Consider the following 22,323-nt stretch of genomic DNA (forward strand, 5'->3'; position numbering starts at 1 on the left):
CCCTCGATCGATGAGACGCCCGTTGCGCACGCAGCTTCCTGCCGCCCTCGCCCTCGCCCTGACCGCTGCCAGCCCAGTCTGCGCCCAGACGCCCGCCGCCAACACGGTGCCGGGCTCGGAGCGGATCAGGGAGGTGCCCTCGGTCACCGCCCTCGATCCGGTCGCGATCAAGCCCGGGCAGATTCTGTTCACGGATCACCGCGACAACCCCACGGCGCCGGAGAACGGCTTGATCCCGTACCTGGACTGGCTGCGGACACGCTCGGCCGAGGCCGCGGTGCTGGCGCCCTTCCCCGGCTACAAGGAGCCGGACTACACGGTGACGGTGAACGGCGTGACCAAGCCCCGACACGAGACCCTGAAAGTCTACGTGGCGGAAGGCCGGTTCGTGGTGCCGCGTCCGGCCGAGGCGATCGACCTCCAGGCCTTCGCCAATCTGGGCTTCGTCCAGAAGATGGACCCGGCGATCAAGCACAAGACGATCAGCACCGGCGAGGTCACCCCGAACAAGGACCCGGCCGCTGCCTTCGCCAAGCGTCCGGACCGCCCCTGGTGCGAGGCCGCCGGCGCCTGCATCGAGTCGCGCTACGACCTCGAAGGCAAGCTGCCGCTCGGCGTGAAGCTCGCCAACAAGCTCGAAGAGGGCTCGGCCAAAAAAATCGCCGAGTACGTCTCGTTCCAGAGCGAGCTGCGGGTGCTCGGCCCCGACCAGGGCGCACCGCTCAAGGCGCTCACAAAGATCGACACCACGGTGACGGGCGGGCTGGAGCAGACGATCTTCTGGGTCAACCAGATCCTGCGCTTCGGCAAGTTCCTGGCCGTGTTCCAGCCACTGCCGAACGATCCGACCAAGACCGTGGTGACCACCTACATGGCGCTGGCGATCAAGGCCGATGTCCTCGACCGCAAGGCCGAATACGCCCGGGTGCCGGTGCTGAAGAACCTGCTGCCGGCCCAGGTGCTGATGGGCAATTCGAGCTTCAACACCGGCAACTCGATCAGCGCCGGCCTGCCGGTCTACGCCCGCAACCGCATCACCACCTTCGCGGACGCGATCGCGAAGCGCTGAGCGGCCGGAGCATCGTCCCGAAAGGCGGTCGCCGGCTTTCGGGACGATGCACAAGCAAAACCCGAGTGCCGCGTCGTTGATCTCATATCCGGGACGCGGCGCTCGGGATCAGAACCCGCGGTTGCCGATCGAAGGCAGGGTCGGCTGCGTGTAGGCGCGGTTCACGTCGCGCCGTGTCTGGGTGCCGTTGGTGTCGTTCGAGGCCCGGTAATTGTCGAGCCGGAAGCTCTCGGCCAAACCGCTGCGCCCGTCCGGGCTGTCGGTGTTGCAGGCGCAGAGCCCGCCGACCGCCAGGAACGAGACCGCGAGAAGGGTAAAGCGCATGATTGATCCTGGGCGATGCTGAACCGCGCGAGGGATTGCTATCCGCCGCCGAATCGCAGTTTGAAGAGTCGGTGGCGGCATGGTCAGGGCCGCGACAAGTCCGTCAAGACCGGCGGCGAGGCGTAAACCGATTCCGCCGCCTCCGATGCGCGGCGGCCACGGAAAATCTACCTTTCCACGCGTTAGCGGCGGATAGAGGCCGGCAATTGCCGGAAGTACGGCCCCTCCCCCTGGCGAATCCGGGTCCTTTCGGGCCAGAACCGTCGGCGATGAGCAACGTCCTGCCCTTCCGGCCGCGCCCGACCGTCACCCGCCTCGCCCGCTGCGAGGTCGTGACCGTGGCCGGCGACCTCCTCGCCCTGCTGGAGCAGCTCGAGGACGTGAGTGCCCGCGCCGCGGCGATGGGCCGTCCGGCGCTCGAAGTCGAGCGCACGGTTCAGCATCTCCTCGACGCCGTCGGCGCCGTGGAGCGGGCCCTCGACTGCATCGGCGAGGGCGAGCAGGTCGCCCCGGCCTAGCGGTTTTTTGGTCCGACGCCGTGCCGGGCCATGGCCCGCGTTCGACAGATGCGGCTCCGCCCCGTTCAGGAACCGGCGGGTTTGGCCGGCGTGTGCATCATAACGGTTGTGCCCGATCCGCGACATCGGTGTAACCGGAACGGTTTTGCACAATAGATCTTCGGTCGATCCGAACGAAGACCACATCCCATCCGTGGTCCTTCGAGGTTCGACGCCGAAACCTTAATATTCCGGAACCCTCCCGCGCAGCTTGCGGTTGAGTGTCGGGCGCTCGAAAGCGACGCTGGTTCCGGAGGACGTCATGAGGTTTCGCACGGGCAGCACGTTGGCCGTCATCACTGCCGCCGGGCTCCTCGCTGGAACCGTGATCCAGGCGCAGGCAGCGGAAGTCGGGTTCCTGGAGATGCTGTTCGGCGCCCGGCCGGCGCCGCAGCCGGTGCAGCAGGCCCAACCCCCGGGCGCTCTCGACGACCGCGCCGTCTACCGTCGCTCGACACCGCGGCTCGGCAGCGCCCGCCACCGCCTCCAGACCCGGTACGCGGCGCTCCCGGTGCGAATCCGCGCCAAGGAGCCGGAAGTCAGCGACCGTCAGACGCCCATCGACATGAAGGGCGGCGCGGCCGCGGCGCTCCTGAAGGACGAGACGCTCCTGCCCGGGGACATCGTCGTCCTGAACACCGGAGCGAAGGTCTTCACCGGCAATCCCGACACGCGCCACGCCATGCGCGATTTCGAGCCGGCCCACACCTCGCGCTTCGTCAGCAAGGGGACCCGCAAGCAACTGGCCGGGCTGTTCACGCCTGTCGGTGCGTCGCCCGCGAACGAAGCCCGCCGGGTCGTGGCGCGCGGACCCCAATCCACGCCGCCGATGGCGACCCCGATCCCGTCGCAGCAGACTGCGATGCGGGTGATCAACGTTTGGAAAACCGCGCCGTAATCGGCAGCCGGCTTCCGAAAAGACAGTGTTCGACCCGAGGGTCCTACCCGCGACCTCATCCTGAGGTGTGAGCGCAGCGAGCCTCGAAGGAGCCCTCCAGCCAGCCGCGCGATCCCTGGAGGGCTCCTTCGAGGCCTCCGCTTCGCTGCGGCACCTCAGGATGAGGGAGCGGCCGGGATGTGGACCTGCCTTCACCGGCAGGCGGCTGAGATTGCAAAACCGAACAGGCTCTCAGAAAAAGCGTTCCTTGACGACGATCGTATCGCCGGGGCGGACCGAGTAGGTCATCGGCACGATGCCGGAGACCAACCCGCTCCCGGTATCGCGCGTCAGAACCGCGTAGTCCCGGGCGGCCCGCGGCCCAAAGCCGGCGGCGATCGCCACGGCGGTCTCCACCGTCATGCCGTTGACGAACGGGTACTGGCCGGAGGTCGTGACCTCGCCGAGGATATAGAACGGCCGGTAGGTGTCGACCTCGACCGTCACGTGCGGCTCGCGCACGAAGCCGGAGGCGAGCTTGGCCTCGATCGCCCGGGCCGCCTGCCCGGTGGTCTGGCCGCCGACCTGGACGGTGCCGATCAGCGGCATCGCAATCTTGCCGGCCCCATCCACGGCGTAGATGTTCGACAGGTTGTCCTGCCCGAACACGATCACCCGCAATTTGTCGCCCGCCGAGAGCGGGTAGCGCGCCCCGATCGAGCCGGTGCCGGTGGCATCGAGCTGGTCGGTGCGGAAGGTCGGACGCAGGCAGCCGCCGAGCGCCAGAGTCGAGCCAAGAGCGAGAAACAGAGCGCGCCGGTTCATCACCATCGCCGTCATGGGTGCCAAGTCGCCGTGGTGTAGGCCGTTAAGGTTAATGAACATTGAGCATCGGGGTGCCCGGTCCCGAATAGGCCGGCGCGCAAGCTTTCTTAACGCTCAAGCAACCTTAACGACCTCTAATAGTGGCGGATGGCGCCGCGTGCCGTCCCGTCGGCCTTCGTGCTCAGAGCGTCTCATGTCTCGTATCAGCCTGCGCTCGCTCCCCGCCGTGCCCGCACAGCGGTCCAGCACCCGGGAGGGCGTCGGCCTCGCGCAGGTGCCGCAGATCCTGCGCCGGTCGATCGGCTGGATCGTCGGGCCGACCCTGGTGGTGGCGCTGGGCGCGAGCGTCTTCGTCAACGTCGTGAGCCCGCGCTACACCGGCGAGGCGAAGCTGATCCTGGAAAGCCGCGATCCGGCCTTCGCCCGGACCGCGCAGGAGCGCACCGACCAGCTCGCGCCGATCGACGAGCAGGCGGTGGCGAGCCAGGTCCAGGTTGTGATGTCGCGCGACCTCGCCCGGGAGGCGATCCGCCGGCTCAAGCTCGTGGGCAATCCGGAATTCGATCCCGGTTCGAGCAGCATCGGCCCGGTCCAGCGCGTGCTGATGATGCTCGGCATCGGCGCCAACCCGCTCGACCGCCCGGCCGAGGACCGGGTGCTCGATTCCTATTTCGAGCACCTGCTGGTCTATCCGGCCGGCAAGTCGCGGATCCTGGCGATCGAGTTCCGCGCCAAGGACGCCAAGCTCGCGGCCGAGGGCGCCAACACCATCGCGCAGCTCTACATTTCCTCGCTTGAGGCCGACAAGGTCGATACCGCCCGCTACGCCTCCTCCTGGCTCGGCGGCAACATCGACGGCTTGCGCAAGCGCGTCGCCGAGGCCGAGGCGAAGGTTGAGGCGTTCCGCGCCAAGAACGGCTTGGTCGGCAGCGGCGGCGCCACCGGCCAGCCGCTGACCACCCAGCAGCTCGGCGAGTTGTCCAGCCAGCTTTCCCAGGCCCGGATCCTGAAGGCCGACCTCGCCGGCCGTGTGAAGGCGATCAAGGACCTGATCAAGGACGGCCGCGCCTACGAGATCACCGAGGTCGCCAACAACGAGGTGATCCGGCGCATCGTCGACAACCGCATCGCCGTGCGGGCGCAGCTCGCGCTGGAATCGCGCACGCTGCTGCCGGCCCATCCGCGGATCAAGGAGCTGCGCGCCCAGCTCGAAGACCTCGACGCCCAGATCAAGACCTCGGCCGAGCGCGTGGTCCGCACCCTGGAGAACGACGCCAAGATCGCGGGCTCCCGGGTCGAGAGCCTGCAGGCCGCCGTCGACGGCCAGCAGGACGTGGTGGTGAAGGGCAATGCCAGCGAGATCCAGCTCCGGGCCCTGGAGCGGGAGGCCAAGGCGCAGCGCGAGCAGCTCGAATCCTACCTGTCCCGCTACCGCGAGGCCGCCGCCCGCGACGGCGAGAGCGCCACGCCCGCCGATGCCCGCATCGTCTCGCGCGCTGTGACCCCGGAAGTGCCCTCCTTCCCGAAGAAGCTGCCGATCATCGGTTTCGCGACGCTGGTGACCCTGATGCTCGCGGTCGGCGGCGTGCTGGCGAGCGCGCTGCTGTCCGAATCCGGCCGCACCGAGAAGGATACCGATCTCGATCCGGCGGACCGGCCTGCGCGCCGCGAACCGGAGCTGGACCGCCCGGGCTTCGCCTTCCCGGAGGCGATGCCCCCGGCGCATTGGTCCGAGGCCGCGACCGAGGCCGAGCCGGCGACCGTCGCGGCGGCTCCGGTCGCGCTGCCGGCCGCCCCTCGGGCGCCCGCGGAGGCCTATGACCTCGCGCCGCTGATCGCCCGGATCTCGGCCGTGGCCCGCGAACCCGGTGATCGCACCGGCTGCCGCGTGCTGGTCATGGAAACGGAGGTTTCCCACGGCGGCGAGGCCCTGCACGACGCGCTGGTTCGCGCGCTGGGTCGCAAGACCAGCCTCGTCACCGTCGATCTGAACGGCGCCAGCGCCGATCTCGGCTTCACCGATCTGGTGGCGGGAGACGCCGCCTTCCTCGACGTGATCCAGCCGGCGCCCGGCAGCAGTGTGCACCGGATTGAGGCCGGCCGCGCCGAGGCCTCCGTGCTGTTCGCCGAGCCGGACGCCTTGACCCTGACCTTCGAGGCCCTGGCGGAAGCCTATGATTGGGTGGTCTGCCGGCTGCATGCCACTCCGGGCGCCGTCGATCTGCTCGAACTGGCGGCCGGCTATATGTACAGCGTGATCATCGCCTCGAACGCCTCCGCCAAGGATCCGGCCCTGGCCGACCTCTACGCCATCGCGGAGGATGCGGGCGCCGGGCAGGTTCTGGTCGCGCAGGACCGTTCGGCCGAGCACGACGCGGCGGGCGACCGGTCAACTCCGGAACTCCGGCTTAACGCCGCTTGAAACGAGCGCGCGCCGAGCGAGCCCGGGCCCGAGGCCACAGGCTCTATCCCCCCATCCCTATCAGATTCATACATTCGCGGATGTGGCGCGGGTCCCCTCTCCCGTGCGGGAGAGGGACAGGGTGAGGGATGCGCGCTTTCCGGAAAAACCTGGTCCCTCACCCCAACCCTCTCCCGCACGGGAGAGGGGGCGCGTGGCGGACTTTGCAAGCCGAGGTGTGAACATCGTAGCCCTCATCCTGAGGTGCTGCGCAGTAGCCTCGAAGGAGCCCTCCAGGGATCGCGCGGCCAGCTGGAGGCCTCCTTCGAGGTCTCCGCTTCGCTCCGCCGCCTCAGGATGAGGGGGTTGAGTTGGAACGCCGCCGCTGACGACTAGGCGCGTCCCATCCCCTCGTATGACCCCGCGCAACGCGAACCGAACCGGCGTCACGACCTGCGCGTCAGCTTCCGCAGACGCGCCACGGCGGCGTAAAGGCGCGGGTCGCGCTTGATCCGGCGCTTCGTGCGGGTCAGGCCGAGCCGCGCCAGCCCGTAGGCGCGGCCCCGCAGGCTCACCGGCACGATCGTCTCGACCAGACCGATGGTCTCGTCGCAGATGCTGGCCTTGTAGCGTGCCTCGCCGACCCCGAGATCGAACCCTTGCCGGCCCCGCGCGGTCTGGTCGGCGACGAGGTGCTGCAGCAGCAGATCGCCGGGGCTGAACCGGGCCACCTCCGGATCGGGATCGAACGCCGTCATCATGCCGCTGAAGCGGTGATCGCTCACGGCGCCCCCGAAGGTCGCGAGCACGCGCCCGCTCTCGGCCAGGCACAGGGCGTGGATCTCGACCGCCGGATCGGTGCCGGATGCGGCTGCGGTCAGGAATCGGCGGATCGGCTCGGCGGCGTAGGGGTCGGCGACGCCCATCCCGGCGAACCGCACCGCCTTGTGGGCGAAGAATGCCGCGAGATACCGGGCCGCCTCCTCGGGCGTCTCGGCCCGGCGATACGCCAGGGCGCCCTTGGCCTCGATCAGGCGCTTCTCCTTCGAGCGCAGCTTTTTGCGGGCATCGGCGCTGAACACCCGGCGCACCGTCGCCTCGGGGTCGGGGCCGAGCATCAGCCCATAGGCATCGCTGGCCTCGGGTTCGCCGCCTTCGGCAAGAGGGTTGGCCGCGCCCTCCCACATGCGGGGCTGATGCCGCAGCGCGTAGACGTCGATGCCGGCCGGCCGCCCGGCGCGGATCAGGGCGGCGGTCACCTCGCCGGGGGAGATCGCCGCCGCGTCCCGGGTGGCGAAGAGCGGCATGTGGTAGTTCGCATGCGTGTCGCCGACGATCCGCGCCACAGTGAGCCCGAAGGTCCGCGCGAGCACCAGCGGCAGCAGGATCCGAGGGCGGCCCCCCACATCCCGCAAGACGACGATGCGGGCCTCGGCCTCGGTGCCGGTCGCCCGCAGATAGGCGGCGACCCAGTCGAACCGCTGATAGGGCGTGTGCAGGCTCGCCGGATCGGAGTCGAGCCGCCGCCACAGGGCTTCGACTGCCGCGAGATCAGAGAACACCTCTGCGGTCAGGGTTCCGGACGCGCGCGCACCGATCATGTCCGTTCCCGCCATCTGGACGCCGGTCGCCATACCCGAATCTCCCGCTGCGCCGGGCAGCGCCCGAAGCCGAAAGCCGACCTTGCGGGGCATGCACTGAATGGCCGGTGACTTCGACGCTGTTGCGTGCCCGCGTGGCGCTGTAAATCGCGACTTTGGCTAATACAATCTTCCGGCTGAACTACAGACCGGGCGCGGCTTTCAGCTTTCTTTACCGCGGCGGGTGATGGCTGCTCCGCCAGGGCCGCGCGGCCCGAATGGGTCGAAGCTATGATCTCCTCGCGGGCCAAGCATCGGGTGTTCGCATCCGGCTTCCGCGCGATTCAGGCGCTCGGCGCCGATCGCTGGCTGGCCCCCGCCGCCCGCGGCCTCGGGGTGATCCTGACCTTCCACCATGTCAGCCCCGATCCCGTCCCGGCCTTCGCGCCGAACCGGCTGCTCAGCATCACCCCGGACTTCCTCGACCAGACCCTGCGCGAGCTCGATGCCCGCGGCTTCGAGATTATCAGCCTCGATGCCGTGCCGGACCGGCTCGCCGCGCCGGGCTACGAGCCGCCCTTCGCGGTCCTGACGTTTGATGACGGCTATCGCGACAACGTCGAGCATGCCCGCCCGGTGCTGCAACGCCACCGCGTCCCGTGGACCCTGTTCGTGACCAGCGGCTTCGCCGACCAGGGCGGCCGCCTGTGGTGGATCGAGCTTGAGCGGGCGATCGCGCGGCTCGACCGGGTGCGGATCGACATCCATGGGCGTAGCCTCGACCTGCCGGCCCGCAGCCCCCAGGAGAAGGCGCTGGCCTTCGAGGCGCTCTACCGCGACCTGCGCCGCGGGAGCGAGGCCGACCTGCTGGACCGGATCGCCGATTTGTGCCGACAGGCGGGCTTCGCGCCGGGCGCGATCGCGGCCGAGCTGTGCCTGTCCTGGGCCGAGCTGCACGATCTGGCCCGGGACCCAGCGGTGACCATCGGGGCACACACGGTCAGCCATCCGATGCTCGCCAAGCATGACGCGGCCGCCGCGACGCACGAGATCGCCGCGGGTCGTGCTCGCATCGAAGCCGAGCTCGGCCGGCCCGTGCGGCACCTCTCCTACCCGGTGGGCGATCCGACTTCGGCCGGCCCCCGGGAATTCGCGCTGGCGCAGAAACACGGATTCGCCACCGCCGTGACGACCCGGCCCGGGCATCTCTTTGCCGAGCATGCCGGCCACCTGCACGCCTTGCCGCGCGTCTCGATCAACGGCTGCCATCAATCGCGCGCGGCGTTGGCGGGGTTGCTATCCGGGGTACCGTTCCTGGCCTGGAACCGGGGCCGGCGGCTCAACGTCGCCTGACGCTCTCTGCCGGAGCCGGAGTCCCGCTCAGGTCACATCGGCCGGCAGAGTCTCGAAGGGATCGTGGGCCGGAACGCCGAGGGGCCTGAAATGCCGGCCGTTTCGGGTCAGGATCGTCCAGCCATGGCACTGAGCCGTGGCCGCGATCGCAAGATCGGCCAAGCCGGGCGCATGTCCCTGTCCGCGCGCCACGTCGGCCAGACAACCGATGTGCCGGGCGATGGCGAGATCGATCGGCAGCACCTGCCCGCCATAGAGGTGCAACAGCGTCTCCAGCCAGTCCGAAAGACGGTGCGCCTTGCGCGACGCGCCTTCCCGGCGGCTTTTGGCGATGCCGTCCTCGATCTCGGCAATGGTGACCACTGAGAGAAAGAGACCGGCGCTGTTCCGGTCCATCCAGGCGATCAGGTCAGCCGCTGGAACGGCCTTGGTCGGTGCGCCGGCCGAAAGGACGTTGGTATCGACGAGGTACACGGCATCAGAGCTCAGGACTTCTGAGACCGCCCGTGTGTGAGGGCAGATCTTCCGCCGTTAGCGGCGCAGCCATGATGAGGCGTCCGAAAGACGGGACCTGCGAAAGCCTCTGCCACTCCTCGAAGCTCAGCAGCACGGCCTCCGGTCGGCCATGTCGTGTGATGATCGACGGCTGGCCCTGCTTGGCCTGATCGATGACAGCCGACAGCGTCGCCTTGGCATCGCGAAGCTGGATCTCCTGCATCGCACCTCTCCGTGACCAGTGTAGTCACAGTAGGGATCGCACGGGGCTACGGCAATGGCGGCACGTCGAGCGCCGCCGTCGTATCGACCCCGCAAGCCTCAACGCCGTCGGCGGTGCCGGTAGCCGGTGGAGAAGGACGCGTATTGCCGGCCGCCGCGCCGCGACCGGTATCGGCCCCGGCGGCTGGTCGCGGCTTCGACGGCCTCGTCCGCCTGGGGCAAGGCCTCGGCGAGTGCCGGGGCGGCGGCCGCGTCGGCCGAGGCGTAGCCGCCCGCCACGTTCTTGGCCGCCGGGCCGAACATCGCCAGGCACTGGTTGTAGGCCAGATCGTTCTTCAGCCGCTCGCACTCCCCGATGGAACGCGGCGTGCCCTGCGCGAGGGCGGAGCATGGCGCGAGCAGCACGGCGAGTGCGGCCAGATGCTTGAGGCGCATGGGCAAGCGATACACGAACGGGGTCTCGAACTCGGGTCGGAGGCTTCTGGCGCCCGAGTGCGGCAAAATCGAGGGGTCCCGCTACCGGTCCGGACGCTCCATCCAGCGGATCAGGGGCATCAGGGGAAAGATCCACGCGATTCCGAGGATCGAGTAGAGCACGGCCTGGATCGCCGCCGGAGTCTCGGCGATGCGGCTGTCGGCCAGCGCCATCGCCAGCGGCCCGTACAAGCAGACGAAGGCCAGCATCCCGACCGTGCCGATCAACGTGCGGGTGCGGCGGCGCATCATGATTCCCACAGCCTCGTCTCTCCCTACGGTGAGACGGCTATCGCCCGCGGCTCCGGTTGGCAACGCGCGCTCTGCCGCGGGCTGCGGCAGCGCGCGCGTTGCCCGCATCCCGCGCTTCCCCTAACGCCTCCGTAGGCCGGGACATCCCGGCAACCGCGGAAGGGATACGCGTGGTGATGACAGTCTCGGGCGACCCGCGATCGGGAGCCGTGCGGGCATGGCTGTACCTGGTGGCCGCCCTGGTGGTCGCCATGGTGGCGGTCGGCGGTGCGACCCGCCTGACCGGGTCCGGCCTGTCGATCACCGAGTGGCGCCCCGTGACCGGGATCGTGCCGCCCCTCTCGGAGGTGGACTGGGCCACGGAATTCGCCAAGTACAAGGACACGCCGCAATACACCATCCTCAACCAGGGGATGGGGTTGTCGTCGTTCAAGGTCCTGTACGGCTGGGAATGGGGCCACCGCGTCCTCGGGCGGCTGATCGGCCTGGTGTTCTTCCTGCCACTGGTCGTGTTCTGGTGGCGCGGCATGATCGGCCGGCGCCTCGGGCTCGGATTGCTCGGCCTCGGCATCCTCGGCGGATTCCAGGGCGCGATCGGCTGGATCATGGTCGCGTCCGGCCTCCAGCCCGGCATGACCGCGGTGGCGCCGCTGAAGCTCGCCCTGCACCTGACGACGGCGAGCTTGATCCTGGCCGGGCTTGTCTGGCTGGCGGCCGGTCAGCGCAACGACACCGCCGAACCCGCACCGGATCGCATCCGCTTCGTCGCGGCCCTGCTGCCGGCCCTGGTCCTGGTGCAAATCTTCCTCGGCGGCCTCGTCGCCGGATCGCATGCCGGGCTGGTCTACAACACCTGGCCCAGCATGGACGGCGTCCTGGTCCCGCCGGTGGACAGCCTGTTCGCGATCCAACCCTGGATCGAGAATTTCGTCGACAACCACGCCCTGGTCCAGTTCGACCACCGGGTGACCGCCTACCTGCTCGTCGTCGTCGCGCTCCTGCACGCGGTCGACGCCCGGATCACCGGTTCGGCCGGCGCGGCCGGGCGGGCCGGCGGCGTCGCCGCCCTGGCCCTGGCCCAGGCCGGGCTCGGCATCGCGACGCTGTTGCTGGCGGTTCCGCTCTGGGCGGCCCTGGCGCATCAGATCTTGGCGATGGCCGTACTGACCATGGCGGTGGTGCACGCGCGGCTGAGCCGCGGCACCGGTCGCGTCCGGCTTTCAGCCACGGAGCCCGCTCTCGGCTTCGAGGGCTTGGCAGGACGCGGCGCCTGAAACCGGGTGCGGCGAGACAGCCACGCCCAACAAGACTTTTACCACGCTGCAATAGAACCTTGGGATAATCTCCGCGTCAGCACTTTGCATAGGGAACGACTGAGCGCTCTTAAGCTTTAGGCTGCAGGCGTAGCAGGAGGCTTCATGATGTCTCTCGCGGAGGATGGTCGCCCGCTGACCCTGACGTGGCATTACACGCCCCGCGAGATCGTGGCGGACGGTGTGATCCACGGTCTCGGGGTCGTCCTCGGCTTGGCCGGCGCGGTCGCGCTGGTTGCCACGGCGCTCACGGCGCATCTCGGCTTCGGCGAGCGGGCCGCGGTGGTCCTCTACGCCACCGCCCTCGTGCTGATGCTCGGCGTCTCCGCGGTCTACAACCTCTACCCGGTCAGCCCACGGAAATGGCTCCTGCGCCGAGCCGACCATGCGCTGATCTACCTGATGATCGCCGGGACCTACACACCGCTCGTGGCGCTGGTGGGCTCGGGTATCCGCGCCTACCTGCTGCTCGCGGTGATCTGGCTGGTCGCCCTGGTGGGCATTGCGGTAAAGCTGTTCCTGCCCGGCCGGTATGATCGGCTGTCCATCGCCCTCTACCTCCTGCTCGGCTGGAGCGGTTTGCTCGCCTACGAATCGGTGATCGCCGCCCTGCAGCCGACCGCCCTGTGGCTGCTGGCGATCGGAGGCCTGCTCTATTCGGTCGGCGTGCTGTTCCACGTCTGGCGGACCCTGCCCTTCCAGAATGCGATCTGGCACGGCTTCGTGCTCGCCGCCACGGCGTGCCATTACGGCACGATCTGGGCCAGCCTCAACGGCTTGCCACTGACGTGAATTGATCCACAGCAGTAAAACTCCGCTTACCTTCTCGATGAAAAGGCCAATCGAGCCAAGCGCTGTTTAAGTTTACTGCGACGGTCAATGCACCACATTCTCGGGACTGTTATTCCCGGGAGTGATACCGTGGCTGCGAAGCCGAGCGACACCCGAATCCCTCAGCGTCACCGCATCCTGCACGTGTTCCGTGCACCGGTCGGGGGCTTGTTCCGGCACGTCATGGACCTCGCCCGCCTCCAGGTGGCGGCGGGTCACGCGGTCGGGATCGTCTGCGACGCATCCACCGGCGGCGAGCGCGGTGCGCGCGCCCTGGCCGAGCTCAGCGCTTGCCTGGAGCTCGGCCTCGTCCGGATCCCGATGCGGCGCAATCCGCACCGGTCGGACTGGACCTGCCTGCGAGCCGTCGCCCGCCGGGCCGACGCCGTCGGCGCCACCGTGCTCCATGGGCATGGGGCCAAGGGCGGCGCCTACGCCCGCCTTGCCTCGGCAACGGCGATCCGGGCTTATACCCCGCATGGCGGCAGCTACAATTATCGGCCGGGTAGCGCGCTCCATCGGACCTACATGGCCGCCGAGGCCGTGCTCGCCCGCCGGACCGACGCGTTTCTGTTCGAGAGCGAGTACGTCGCCGGCCGGCACCGGGCCTTCGTCGGCGGTCCGGAGCAGGTGACCCGGATCGTCCATAACGGCATCGCCGAGTCCGAGTTCGCTCCGGTTCCCCTCGCCGAGGATGCCGCCGACCTGCTCTATGTCGGCGAGCTGCGCGAGGCGAAGGGCCTGCCCTACCTGCTCGAAGCCCTGGTCCGGCTCCGCGCCGAGGGCCGGGCGCTGCGGCTGCTGATGGTCGGATCCGGGCCGGATTCCGAGAGCCTGCGCAGCATGGTTCAGCGGCTCGGCCTGTCGGACGTGGCCGCCTTCGAGCCCCCTCAGGCGATCCGGTCGGTCCTGGCCCGGGGCCGGATCCTGGTCGTGCCGTCGCTGGCGGAATCGCTGCCCTACGTCGTGCTCGAGGCCGCGGCCGCGTCGCAGCCCCTGGTCGCCACCCGGGTCGGCGGCATCCCGGAGATTTTCGGGCCGGCGGCGGACGACCTCGTCCCGTCCCGGGATGCCGGCGCCCTTGCCGGCGCGATCCGCCGGGTGCTCGACGAAGCCCCGGACGTCCTGAACGCGCGGGTGCGGGCGCTGAGCGAGTCCATCCACCAGCGCTTCTCGCTGGAGCGGATGGGCGCCGATGTCGTGTCGGGTTACGCGGCGGCGTTCCAGGCCCGCGCGGAGCGTCTCAGCGTCGAGACGCGCAAGGTCGCGCAGGCGCGCACGGCATAGCGTTGTTGTGGCCCAGTGTTTCCGCGGGTGGGTGTTCCGACAGACGGAAATCCCATCCCCCCGCCCCTGAGGTGCCCGGCGATCGAAGATCGCTGGGCCTCGAAGGAGGGCTCCAGGGATCGCGCGGCCGGCTGGAGGGCTCCTTCGAGGCCTCCGCTTGCGCTGCGTCGCCTCAGGATGAGGGCGGGGATGGGAACGGTCGAACATGCTCTCGCGGCAGAACCACGCGAATGTGACACGAGCCATGAGCCCGCGATCGACCAAGTACACACGGTCGGGTGCCTGTTTAAGCTTTTATACGATGCCTCGTGCGAGGGTCCCGGCCTAGAGCATCATGCTGAAAGGCAGTTTCCGGTCTTCGGAAACAGATGATGTGACGTGAGGCCCGGCCAGTCGCCCGGGAGGAGCCGATCGATGAGCGCGTTCGATATCCGCGATCTTCTTGAGGCCGCCGGACCTCTCGACGGGCCAGCGGCTGCCGCTCGCGGCGACGTGGGTCAGCAGGCCGAGACGCTTGCGCCCGGCCCGGCGGCGATCTCGCCGGTGGTGGTGGCCGGGCTGGTGCGGGCGCTCGAATTCGCGCTGATCTTCGCCCTTGGCGCGCTGCTGCATCTGCTGATGTTGCGCGGCCGGGTGCCGTTCGGGCTGACCTATGCCGGCGTCATCGGGCTCGTGTCCGGTCTCTCCGTCGCGCTGATCCAGGCCTCGGGCGGCTACCGGATCTCGGCCTTCCGGACCTTCGCCAAAGCGGCGATCCGGCTGATCGCGGCCTGGTCGATGACCTTCCTGATGGTCGCCGCGATCCTGGTGCTCGCCAAGGTCGCCGACCATTATTCGCGCCTGTGGCTCGGCACGTTCTACGGCACTGGGCTTGCCGCGTTGCTGACCGGACGCTTCGCCCTGTCCCGGATCATCGACAAGCAGACCCGGGCCGGCCGCTTCGATCGCCGCACCGCCATCGTCGGCGGCGGCAAGCCGGCCGAGGACCTGATCGCCGCCCTCGAAACCCAGAGCGAGAGCGGCATCCGCATCGTCGGCGTGTTCGACGACCGCAACGCCGATCGATCCTCCAACGTGGTGGCCGGATATCCGAAGCTCGGCAATGTCGACGACCTGGTCGCCTATGCCCGGCATGCCAGGATCGACCTGATCGTGTTCACGATCCCGATCACCGCCGAGGCCCGAATCCTCCAGATGCTCGCCAAGCTCTGGGTGCTGCCGATCGACATCCGCCTCTCGGCCCACGCCGCCAAGCTGCGGTTGCGCCCCCGGAGCTACTCGTATCTCGGCTCGGTGCCGGTCCTCGACGTGTTCGACCGGCCGATCGCCGACTGGGACGTGGTGGTGAAGGCTGTGTTCGACCGTTGCGTCGGCCTGATGATGCTGCTGGCGCTGTCGCCGCTCATGATCGCGGTGGCACTCGCCGTCCGTTTGACCTCGCGGGGGCCGGTGCTGTTCCGGCAGAAGCGCCACGGCTTCAACAACGAGCTGATCGAGGTGTTCAAGTTCCGCTCGATGTATGTCGACCAGTGCGATGCCGGCGCCGCCAAAATGGTCACCCGCGGCGATCCCCGTGTGACGCCGGTCGGACGCTTCATCCGCAAGACCTCGCTGGACGAGCTGCCGCAGCTGTTCAACGTCCTGAAGGGCGACTTGTCGCTGGTCGGCCCGCGCCCGCACGCGCTCCAGGCCAAGGCGGCCAACACGCTGTATGATCAGGTGGTCGACGGCTACTTCGCCCGCCACAAGGTGAAACCCGGCATCACCGGCTGGGCCCAGGTCAATGGCTGGCGCGGCGAGACCGACACGTCGGAGAAGCTGCAACGGCGCGTCGAGCACGATTTATTTTACATTGAGAACTGGTCGGTTCTGCTCGACCTGCAAATCCTGGTGACGACGCCGTTCGCGTTGTTCAAGACTGAGAATGCGTATTGAGCCTTGGGGTCGGCGCTTTACGGTCGCTGACCCGGTGGAGCCCTACGGCAGGGCGCCGGCCTTTTCCTTCGCCTGCATGATCGTGTTGCGGCAGGCCTCGGCGTTGCCGGCCTTGTCCTCCGCCGCAGCCTTGGCGACGAGCTTCTTGGCCTCGTCGACGCCCGAGGCCGTAGGCTTCACGTCGGCATCGCCCTTGGTCAGGGCCGGCGGGGTCGCGAGCGCCTTGTCGGAATGCGACGAGGTCGTGCCGCCGGGGGGCGTCGTGCCGGTCACCGAGGCGGCACCCGCGCTGTCCAGGCGCTTCTGCAGCGTGGACACCTCGTCGGCGCACGGGGTCGCCCAGGCGGGCGTCGCGGCGGCGAGGGCCAGGGCTGCGAGCGCGAATCTCATCATCATCGTGGCGTGTCTCCGTAACGTTCCGGGCGTGCTCGGCTGCGATCGTCTGGATCGGCCGAGGCGTCTGTGGCTCCCGGAAGAGACGCGGGGCGCCCAACCCCGTTCCTGAGACGTGAGGCCGCACGGCGTTGCAGCGCGAGAGCCGAAAACGCGAAGGGCGCCCCGCCCGGTCCGAAGACCGCGCGGAACGCCCTGCTTTCAGAACCGCGTTCGCGTCTCAGTACTTGCGGATGATCGGCTCGGCCGACATCGGCACCGGGTCGGCCCCGAAGGCGTAGCGGATGCCGCCATAGATCGAGAGCGGCTGCGCCAGGGTCGTGGTCCGCGGGTCGCTGATCCGCAGGTTGCCGGCCACCGCGCCCGGCTCGGCGAAGGTGCCGAAGGTGGCGTAGCGGTTGTTGGTCAGGTTGGTGACCAGACCGAACACTTCCAGGTTCTTGGTGACCTGATACTTCGTCTGAAAGTTCATCACGTAGTAGGGCGGAAGCTTGCGGTTCAGATTCGATTCGTCGCCGCGGTAGTAGGACGACGAGAACGCCTGGAGGTAGAGGCCGACCTGCCAGTTCGGGGTGAGGAAGTAGTCGAACCCGGCCTTGAACTGGTGTGTCGGCACCAGCGGCACGACGTTGCCCTTGCGGACGTTGATCGCGCCGTCATCCGCGAGCGGGTTGTTGGGCGAGGACAGGGTGCCGTTGAACTGGAAGGTGGCGTCGATCAGGGCGTAATTGGCGTAGACCCGCAGGTAATCGGCCGTGTACTCGCTGCCGACCTCGATGCCCTGGCGCTGCGTCGCGGGCACGTTCACGAAATAGGCGCGGGCGGTGTTGCCCGGGGTGGCGAGGGACAGAATGTCGTTCGTCAGGTCGGTGCGGAAGGCGCCGATCTTGTAGGTGATGATGCCGCCATCATAGGTGTTCGGCAGCTGGCCGCGGAAGCCGACCTCGTAGGTCCGCCCGGTCACCTGCTTGAGCGGCGGATCGGCCACCAAGGAATTCGGCAGCAGGCATGGCCGGTCCGGGTTGGCGCAGGCCAGTTCCAGCGGCGTCGGCGCGCGGTTCGATTCCGAGTAGCTGCCGTAGAGGTTGACCGCGTCGGTGAAGCGGTAGGTCAGGCCGGCGACCGGGTTGATCTTGTTGTAGTAGTGCGTGCCGGTCACGTCCGGCGAGAAGCCGGTGAGATCCTCGCTCTGGATGCGGGCGAAGTTGAGCCGCGCGCCGGCCGTGAGCGACAGCCGGTCGGTCACGTCGAGGGTGTCGAGGGTGTAGAGGCCCATATAGAGGTTCGAGCCGTTGACCGAGCTCGGCGCGATGCCGAGCGCGCCGGCGGTCCGCAGCTGCGTCGTACCGAGGCCCGGGATGGTGCCGTAGTACGGGTTGTTCGGGTCGGTGGTGATCGACAGGTTCGGGTTGATCACCCCGAGGGTGCTGGACGACTTGAACGAGTAGTTGGCGGCATCGATGCTGCCGCCGACCACGAAGGTGTTGGGCAGGCCGAACACCCGGTCGCGGTTGGCCGCCTGCAGCGAGCCGCCGAAGCCCGTGGCCTCCGTGTTGGTCACGTCGAGGGTCCCGTACGGAACGTTGGCGCGGAACGGAATGCGCTGGTTCTGCTGGCCGAGGATCAGGAACTGGTTGCGGAAGGCCAGCTGCGATTGCCCGGCCCCCGGGCTGAACCCGTCATCCTCGAAGCAGAGGTTGCCGCGGAAGCTGGAGCGGGTGCTGCAATTCTCGAAGTTGCCGTCGTTGCCGTCGACGTAGGTCTGGCTGAAGCGGCGGAAATAGGCATTGCCGGCCAGATCCCAGGTGGGCGACACGTCGACCCGGCCGGTGAGCTGGATCGTGCCGACCTCAGTAGTGGTGGTCTGCGGGTAGGTGAAGATCGCCCGCGGGTCGCGGTGCGAGAAGTCCACGGGCGTGGCGGCGGCGGCGCCGAAGAAGCTGCGGGCGGCGAGCCCGATCAGGTGGAATTCGGAATCCTGCGAGCGGTAGCCGATATCGCCGTAGAGCCGGCCGATCGTGCTCGGGCTCTCGTAACGCCAGCCGCGGTCGTTCAAGCCGTCGCCGGTGAAGTAGACGCTCCACGGGCCGGAGACCTTGCCGTATTCGATGTAGCCGGCCGTACGCGCATCCGAGCCGCCGAAGGCGGTGATCTCGGTGCCCTGCCAGGTGAAGCCGTTCTTCATCTGGATGTTGATCGCACCGCCCAGGGCGTTGAGGCCGAAGACCGGGTTGCCGGTGACGACGTCGATCCGCTGGATCGCCTGCGGCGGGATCAGGTCGAAGTTGACGATGTCGCCGAAGGCTTCGTTGATGCGCACGCCGTTCTGGTAGACGGCGAGCCCTTGCGGCACGCCCTGGACCGGCGAGGCGGTGAAGCCGCGATAGGTCACGTCGGGCCGGTTCGAGTTGCCCTGTGAATCCGACAGGTTCAGGCCGGGCGTGCGCCGGGCGAGCGTCGCGACGACGTTGTCGGTGCCGCGGTCGACCGTGATGTCGCTCGCCGTGACGGTCTCGACGGTGCTCGGGATCTTGTAGAGCGGCTGCTCGCTGCCCCGCAGGCGGACCGGGCCGATCGGCGGCAGCGCCGAACCGGCGGGCTCCAGCCCGCCCGGGCCGTTCAGGTTCTGGACGCGGCTCGAATTGCCGCCGCCCGAACCGACCGGCGACGTCGAGACGACGCTGATCTCACCGAGGGTCACGGCATTCTGCGCCAGTGCGGCGCCGGGCAGCATCGCCCCCCCCAGGACCGACGCCGACGCGACCAGGCTGCTCCGAAGCGCCCTCAATGACATCCCAAACCCCTTGCCGTGAACCCACGCTCGTTTCTGCCGAGCTTGCGGACACTCTTGGCGGGTGAAGGAAAAGGACACAATTGATCTGAAACCACGCGAGCCCTGTTTCAGCAACCTTTCGGAAATACCGAACTCGAACGCTGCGCCACGTGATTTAACAGCAACAGTTTTGACAACGATTTCAGGGACTTAAGGAGTATTTGGCAAGTCGGGCGGGATCATTCGGCAAAAGCTGCGGGCCCGCCCGGATCCCCCGATCAGAGCCGCGCCTGAATCAAGCGCCCGATCTCGCCGAGCCGCTGCTCCAGCAGCTGCGGCACCTCGCAGACATAGGTGAGCGACTGGCTGCGCTCCTGGAAGATGCGCCGGTCCCAGGCGAACTTGGTCTCGAGCTCCGACTGGTCCTTCGGCAGCTCGGTGGCATCCGTGGCGCTCGGCGCATCTTTGGTCTGGCTGATCTTGTCGGCCTCGTCGCGGATCCGCTCGGCCATGCGGCGCTGGCCCTGGGCGTAGCGCGCGATCCCGCCCATGATCTTGTCGCGCTCGCCGTTGATGACCTCGAACACGCCCGCGTAAACGTGGGTCAGGGACTTGGCCCTGGCGTCCTTGTCGGCGCCGAGCTTGCCGACGAACCCGTCGAGCAGCGGTCCGACCTCGGACAGCTCGGTCCGCCGGGACGCGATCTTCTGGGCGAGCACGGCCGCGTCGTTGTCGCTGCCCCAGTCGCCGGCGGCCGCGATATCGGGCCCGGTCCAGAACTGGCCGGGGCTCAGGGTCGCGACCTTGCGCTGGACGCAGGGCCAGTCCGGATCCTGCCGGGGCTGGGCCAGGACGGGACCCGCCATCAGCGCGAGGCTGAGGGCGGGGACGAGAAGGCGGGCGGCGATGCGGGTCATCGAGGGGTTTCCGTCAGAGCAGGATGCGGACCAGTCCAATCCGGTTTTCCGAACTCATCATGCGATCACAAGGAGCTAGGCGTTGTCGCCGGCCGGGCCGCCGCGCCGGGCCATGATGCCGCGACCGGGATCGTAGGCGACGACCGCCATGCCGAAGAAGGCGAGGGTCACGCCGATGACGACCGCACAGGCGACCGGCTCGAACTGGATATAGAGGGCGTAGCGTACGAGCTGGACGGCGTGGCTGAACGGGTTCAACTCGCAGATCCAGTAGAGCGTCTCCGAGGATTCCCGGATGCGCCATAGGGGGTAGAGGGCCGAGGAGGCGAAGAACATCGGGAAGATCACGAAGTTCATCACGCTGGCGAAGTTTTCCAGTTGGCGCACCAGCGAGGACAGGAACAGCCCGATCGCCCCCAGCATCAGTCCCGAGGCCAGGAAGGCCGGGAGAGCCGTGAGGTATCCGAGCGGGGGAATGTCGGTCTCCCAGAAATACGCCACCGCCAGGAACGCGTAGGCCTGCACGATGGAGACCGAGACGCCCGCGAACAGCTTGGCGAGCAGCAGCAGCCAGCGCGGATAGGGCGAGGTCAGCAGCACCTTCATCGATCCGACCTCGCGGTCGTAGACCATCGAGAGCGAGGATTGCATGCCGTTGAACAGCTGGATCATCACGGCCAGCCCCGGCACGACGTAGACCTCGTAGAGCACGTAGGTCTGGTAGGGCGGCTCGATCGAGACCCCGAGGGTGTTGCGGAACCCCGCCGCGAAGATGAACAGCCACACCAGCGGCCGGACCAGCGCCGAGAAGAACCGCTCCTTCTGATTGAAGAAGCGCAGCAATTCCCGCCGGACGATGCCGCCGAGGCAGATCAGGTAGCCGACCGCATCGAGCCGGCCCATCTGGCGGGCGGTTTTTTGGGATGGGGCCGTGGGGACGGCGGTGGCGAGGGGCGTCGTCATGTGAGCGGACCTATACGCAGCAGGCCGGTTCGGTTCGCGCCGCGGCGATGGCGATGGTCACGCTGTCGGTCGCGGCGGACGCGACGGGCCCCCTCTCCCGTGCGGGAGAGGGTTGGGGTGAGGGACCAAGTCTTTCCGGATAGGTCGCGCCCCTCACCCTGTCCCTCTCCCGCACGGAAGAGGGGACCCGTGTCTCGCCCGGAAATGAACGGGGCCGATCGTTCGCGGACGAACGATCCCGTGCAATCCTGAGCCGGCCATGTGACCATCACGCCGCCGCCCTCCCCGGCTCGGCGACGAGGCGGCGGAACGCGTCGGCCAGGCCCTCGCCCGGCGCGCCGATATCCCCGGCCCGACCTCGGGCAACGATGCGCCCGCGGTGCAGCACCACGGCGTCGTCCTCGGAACCAATCTCCTCGAAGATATGGGTCGCCCAGAGGACCGACAGGCCCTCCTCGCGCACCAGGGCGCGGACGATGGCGACGATATCTGCCCGGGATTCGAGATCGAGCCCGACTGTGGGCTCGTCGAGCAGCAGCAGGTCCGGCCGGTGGATCAGCGAGCGGGCGATCTCGATCCTGCGCGACTGGCCGCCGGAGAGCGTCCGGACCTTGTCGTGGCGCCTATCCGCCAGGTTGACCCGGTCGAGCAGCGTGCCGACGCGCTGCTTCCCGGCCTTGCGGGCGATGCCGTGGAGGCTCGCATGATAGAGCAGGTTCTGCTCGACGGTGAGGTCGGTATCCAGCGTCCGGGCCTGGAAGACCACGCCGAGCCGGGCCAGAGCCCGGGAAGGCTCACGGTCGAGCCCGTGGCCGAAGATCGAGACCCGGCCGCTCTGGTTGGTGTAGAGCCGGGTGATCACCGAGAACAACGTCGTCTTGCCGGCACCGTTCGGCCCGAGCAGGGCCGCGAAGCGCCCGCGCTCCACCGTGAGCGACACGTCGTCCAGCGCGGCGCGGGCACCGAACCGGTGGCCGACATGCTCGACCAGCAGGGCCGCCTCGCTCATCGGCCGAGCGCCTTGCGGGCATCCGCGACCGCGTCGAGGCACTCGTCGAACTCGCCCTCCTTCTGCTCGCGCTCGGCGACCCGCAGGGCTTTTTTGAGTTTTGGGAGAGCGGTTTCGGACGGGTTTGCCGCCAGCGCATCGCGGATCATCGTGATGCCCTCAGCGCAGGACGTTGCGTCGTCGGCCGCGAGGGCGGGTGCGGTCAGGAGGCATCCAGCAATCGTAAATGCCAGGAAAGCCTCGTTTAAGCTGATCCATACTTTGGCATAACTGTCCATGCCGTCAGCAACGCGCCCCCTCTCCCGTGCGGGAGAGGGCTGGGGTGAGGGGCCAGGTTTTTCCGGAAAACGCGCATCTCTCACCCTGTCCCTCTCCCGCACGGGAGAGGGGACCTGCGCTGTGTTCGGTGACGTATGGCCCTGATACCAAGCGCTCGCGGAGGCGCCCTGCGCATCGCGATCAGAGAAGAAAAA

At 68.4% G+C, this 22,323-nt stretch carries 22 protein-coding genes; 9 read left to right on the forward strand and 13 right to left on the reverse strand.

The annotated features are described in order from the left end of the window. Window positions 1–22 precede the first annotated feature (22 nt). Window positions 23–1,069, forward strand: coding sequence for a hypothetical protein (locus tag MKK67_RS30310; protein WP_409568463.1), 1,047 nt, complete (start codon window positions 23–25; stop codon window positions 1,067–1,069). Window positions 1,070–1,177: 108 nt separating this feature from the next. Here MKK67_RS30310 and MKK67_RS30315 read toward each other — a convergent pair whose 3' ends face one another. Continuing rightward, window positions 1,178–1,393: a hypothetical protein gene (locus tag MKK67_RS30315; protein ID WP_007563892.1), complete on the reverse strand. Its 216-nt coding sequence runs from the start codon at window positions 1,391–1,393 to the stop codon at window positions 1,178–1,180. A 269-nt stretch (window positions 1,394–1,662) separates the two neighbouring features. Between MKK67_RS30315 and MKK67_RS30320 the strand changes: the two genes are divergently transcribed. Both MKK67_RS30320 and MKK67_RS30325 read left to right on the forward strand, forming a co-directional pair. Then, window positions 1,663–1,911: a hypothetical protein gene (locus MKK67_RS30320; protein ID WP_243940950.1), complete on the forward strand. Its 249-nt coding sequence runs from the start codon at window positions 1,663–1,665 to the stop codon at window positions 1,909–1,911. A gap of 301 nt (window positions 1,912–2,212) precedes the next feature. After that, on the forward strand, window positions 2,213–2,848 hold the full coding sequence (locus MKK67_RS30325) for a hypothetical protein (RefSeq protein WP_243972506.1): 636 nt from the start codon (window positions 2,213–2,215) through the stop codon (window positions 2,846–2,848). Between the two features lie 231 nt (window positions 2,849–3,079). On the opposite strand, the gene MKK67_RS30330 is transcribed toward MKK67_RS30325, so the two are convergent. Further along, complete coding sequence (locus MKK67_RS30330) at window positions 3,080–3,658, reverse strand: polysaccharide biosynthesis/export family protein (protein WP_243972756.1); 579 nt, start codon at window positions 3,656–3,658, stop codon at window positions 3,080–3,082. A 187-nt stretch (window positions 3,659–3,845) separates the two neighbouring features. Here MKK67_RS30330 and MKK67_RS30335 point away from each other — a divergent pair, with 187 nt between their 5' ends. Beyond that, window positions 3,846–6,074: a GumC family protein gene (locus MKK67_RS30335; protein WP_243972511.1), complete on the forward strand. Its 2,229-nt coding sequence runs from the start codon at window positions 3,846–3,848 to the stop codon at window positions 6,072–6,074. A 425-nt stretch (window positions 6,075–6,499) separates the two neighbouring features. Here the strand turns inward: MKK67_RS30335 and MKK67_RS30340 are convergent, their stop codons facing one another. Then, window positions 6,500–7,687, reverse strand: a complete 1,188-nt coding sequence (locus tag MKK67_RS30340; protein ID WP_243972512.1) for a GNAT family N-acetyltransferase — start codon at window positions 7,685–7,687, stop codon at window positions 6,500–6,502. A gap of 237 nt (window positions 7,688–7,924) precedes the next feature. Between MKK67_RS30340 and MKK67_RS30345 the strand changes: the two genes are divergently transcribed. Further along, window positions 7,925–8,986 (forward strand): polysaccharide deacetylase family protein, encoded by a 1,062-nt coding sequence (locus tag MKK67_RS30345; RefSeq protein ID WP_243972514.1) that lies wholly within the window; start codon window positions 7,925–7,927, stop codon window positions 8,984–8,986. A 27-nt stretch (window positions 8,987–9,013) separates the two neighbouring features. Here the strand turns inward: MKK67_RS30345 and MKK67_RS30350 are convergent, their stop codons facing one another. From MKK67_RS30350 to MKK67_RS30365, 4 genes are all read right to left on the reverse strand, one after another. Next, window positions 9,014–9,460, reverse strand: coding sequence for a type II toxin-antitoxin system VapC family toxin (locus MKK67_RS30350; RefSeq protein WP_243972516.1), 447 nt, complete (start codon window positions 9,458–9,460; stop codon window positions 9,014–9,016). Between the two features lie 4 nt (window positions 9,461–9,464). Continuing rightward, entirely contained in the window at window positions 9,465–9,704 is a 240-nt protein-coding gene (locus MKK67_RS30355) for a type II toxin-antitoxin system Phd/YefM family antitoxin (RefSeq protein ID WP_243972518.1), read from the reverse strand. A gap of 98 nt (window positions 9,705–9,802) precedes the next feature. Continuing rightward, a complete protein-coding gene (locus MKK67_RS30360) occupies window positions 9,803–10,138 on the reverse strand; it encodes a hypothetical protein (RefSeq protein WP_243972758.1) in 336 nt (111 codons plus the stop codon). An 81-nt stretch (window positions 10,139–10,219) separates the two neighbouring features. Further along, entirely contained in the window at window positions 10,220–10,426 is a 207-nt protein-coding gene (locus MKK67_RS30365; RefSeq protein WP_243972760.1) for a DUF2842 domain-containing protein, read from the reverse strand. A gap of 179 nt (window positions 10,427–10,605) precedes the next feature. Between MKK67_RS30365 and MKK67_RS30370 the strand changes: the two genes are divergently transcribed. The 4 genes from MKK67_RS30370 (at window position 10,606) to MKK67_RS30385 (ending at window position 15,795) form a co-directional block, all read left to right on the forward strand. Beyond that, window positions 10,606–11,703: a COX15/CtaA family protein gene (locus tag MKK67_RS30370; protein WP_243972763.1), complete on the forward strand. Its 1,098-nt coding sequence runs from the start codon at window positions 10,606–10,608 to the stop codon at window positions 11,701–11,703. A gap of 147 nt (window positions 11,704–11,850) precedes the next feature. Next, window positions 11,851–12,534, forward strand: coding sequence for a PAQR family membrane homeostasis protein TrhA (gene trhA / locus MKK67_RS30375; protein ID WP_243972765.1), 684 nt, complete (start codon window positions 11,851–11,853; stop codon window positions 12,532–12,534). Between the two features lie 87 nt (window positions 12,535–12,621). Continuing rightward, on the forward strand, window positions 12,622–13,860 hold the full coding sequence (locus MKK67_RS30380) for a glycosyltransferase family 4 protein (protein WP_279601912.1): 1,239 nt from the start codon (window positions 12,622–12,624) through the stop codon (window positions 13,858–13,860). A 414-nt stretch (window positions 13,861–14,274) separates the two neighbouring features. Further along, window positions 14,275–15,795, forward strand: a complete 1,521-nt coding sequence (locus MKK67_RS30385) for an undecaprenyl-phosphate glucose phosphotransferase (protein ID WP_243972528.1) — start codon at window positions 14,275–14,277, stop codon at window positions 15,793–15,795. A 42-nt stretch (window positions 15,796–15,837) separates the two neighbouring features. Here the strand turns inward: MKK67_RS30385 and MKK67_RS30390 are convergent, their stop codons facing one another. The 6 genes from MKK67_RS30390 to MKK67_RS30415 form a co-directional block, all read right to left on the reverse strand. Next, a complete protein-coding gene (locus MKK67_RS30390) occupies window positions 15,838–16,191 on the reverse strand; it encodes a hypothetical protein (protein ID WP_092041422.1) in 354 nt (117 codons plus the stop codon). Between the two features lie 217 nt (window positions 16,192–16,408). Then, window positions 16,409–18,982, reverse strand: a complete 2,574-nt coding sequence (locus MKK67_RS30395) for a TonB-dependent receptor (protein ID WP_243972531.1) — start codon at window positions 18,980–18,982, stop codon at window positions 16,409–16,411. 257 nt (window positions 18,983–19,239) lie between these two features. Beyond that, window positions 19,240–19,878: a hypothetical protein gene (locus MKK67_RS30400; RefSeq protein WP_243972533.1), complete on the reverse strand. Its 639-nt coding sequence runs from the start codon at window positions 19,876–19,878 to the stop codon at window positions 19,240–19,242. Window positions 19,879–19,953: 75 nt separating this feature from the next. Then, entirely contained in the window at window positions 19,954–20,841 is an 888-nt protein-coding gene (locus tag MKK67_RS30405) for an ABC transporter permease (protein WP_409568464.1), read from the reverse strand. Window positions 20,842–21,109: 268 nt separating this feature from the next. Continuing rightward, entirely contained in the window at window positions 21,110–21,850 is a 741-nt protein-coding gene (locus tag MKK67_RS30410; RefSeq protein ID WP_243972535.1) for an ABC transporter ATP-binding protein, read from the reverse strand. After that, window positions 21,847–22,128: a hypothetical protein gene (locus MKK67_RS30415; RefSeq protein ID WP_243972537.1), complete on the reverse strand. Its 282-nt coding sequence runs from the start codon at window positions 22,126–22,128 to the stop codon at window positions 21,847–21,849. The genes MKK67_RS30410 and MKK67_RS30415 overlap by 4 nt, the downstream gene beginning before the upstream one ends. Window positions 22,129–22,323 lie beyond the last annotated feature (195 nt).

It is taken from the genome of Methylobacterium sp. J-072, from assembly GCF_022829425.1.
GTDB lineage: Bacteria > Pseudomonadota > Alphaproteobacteria > Rhizobiales > Beijerinckiaceae > Methylobacterium.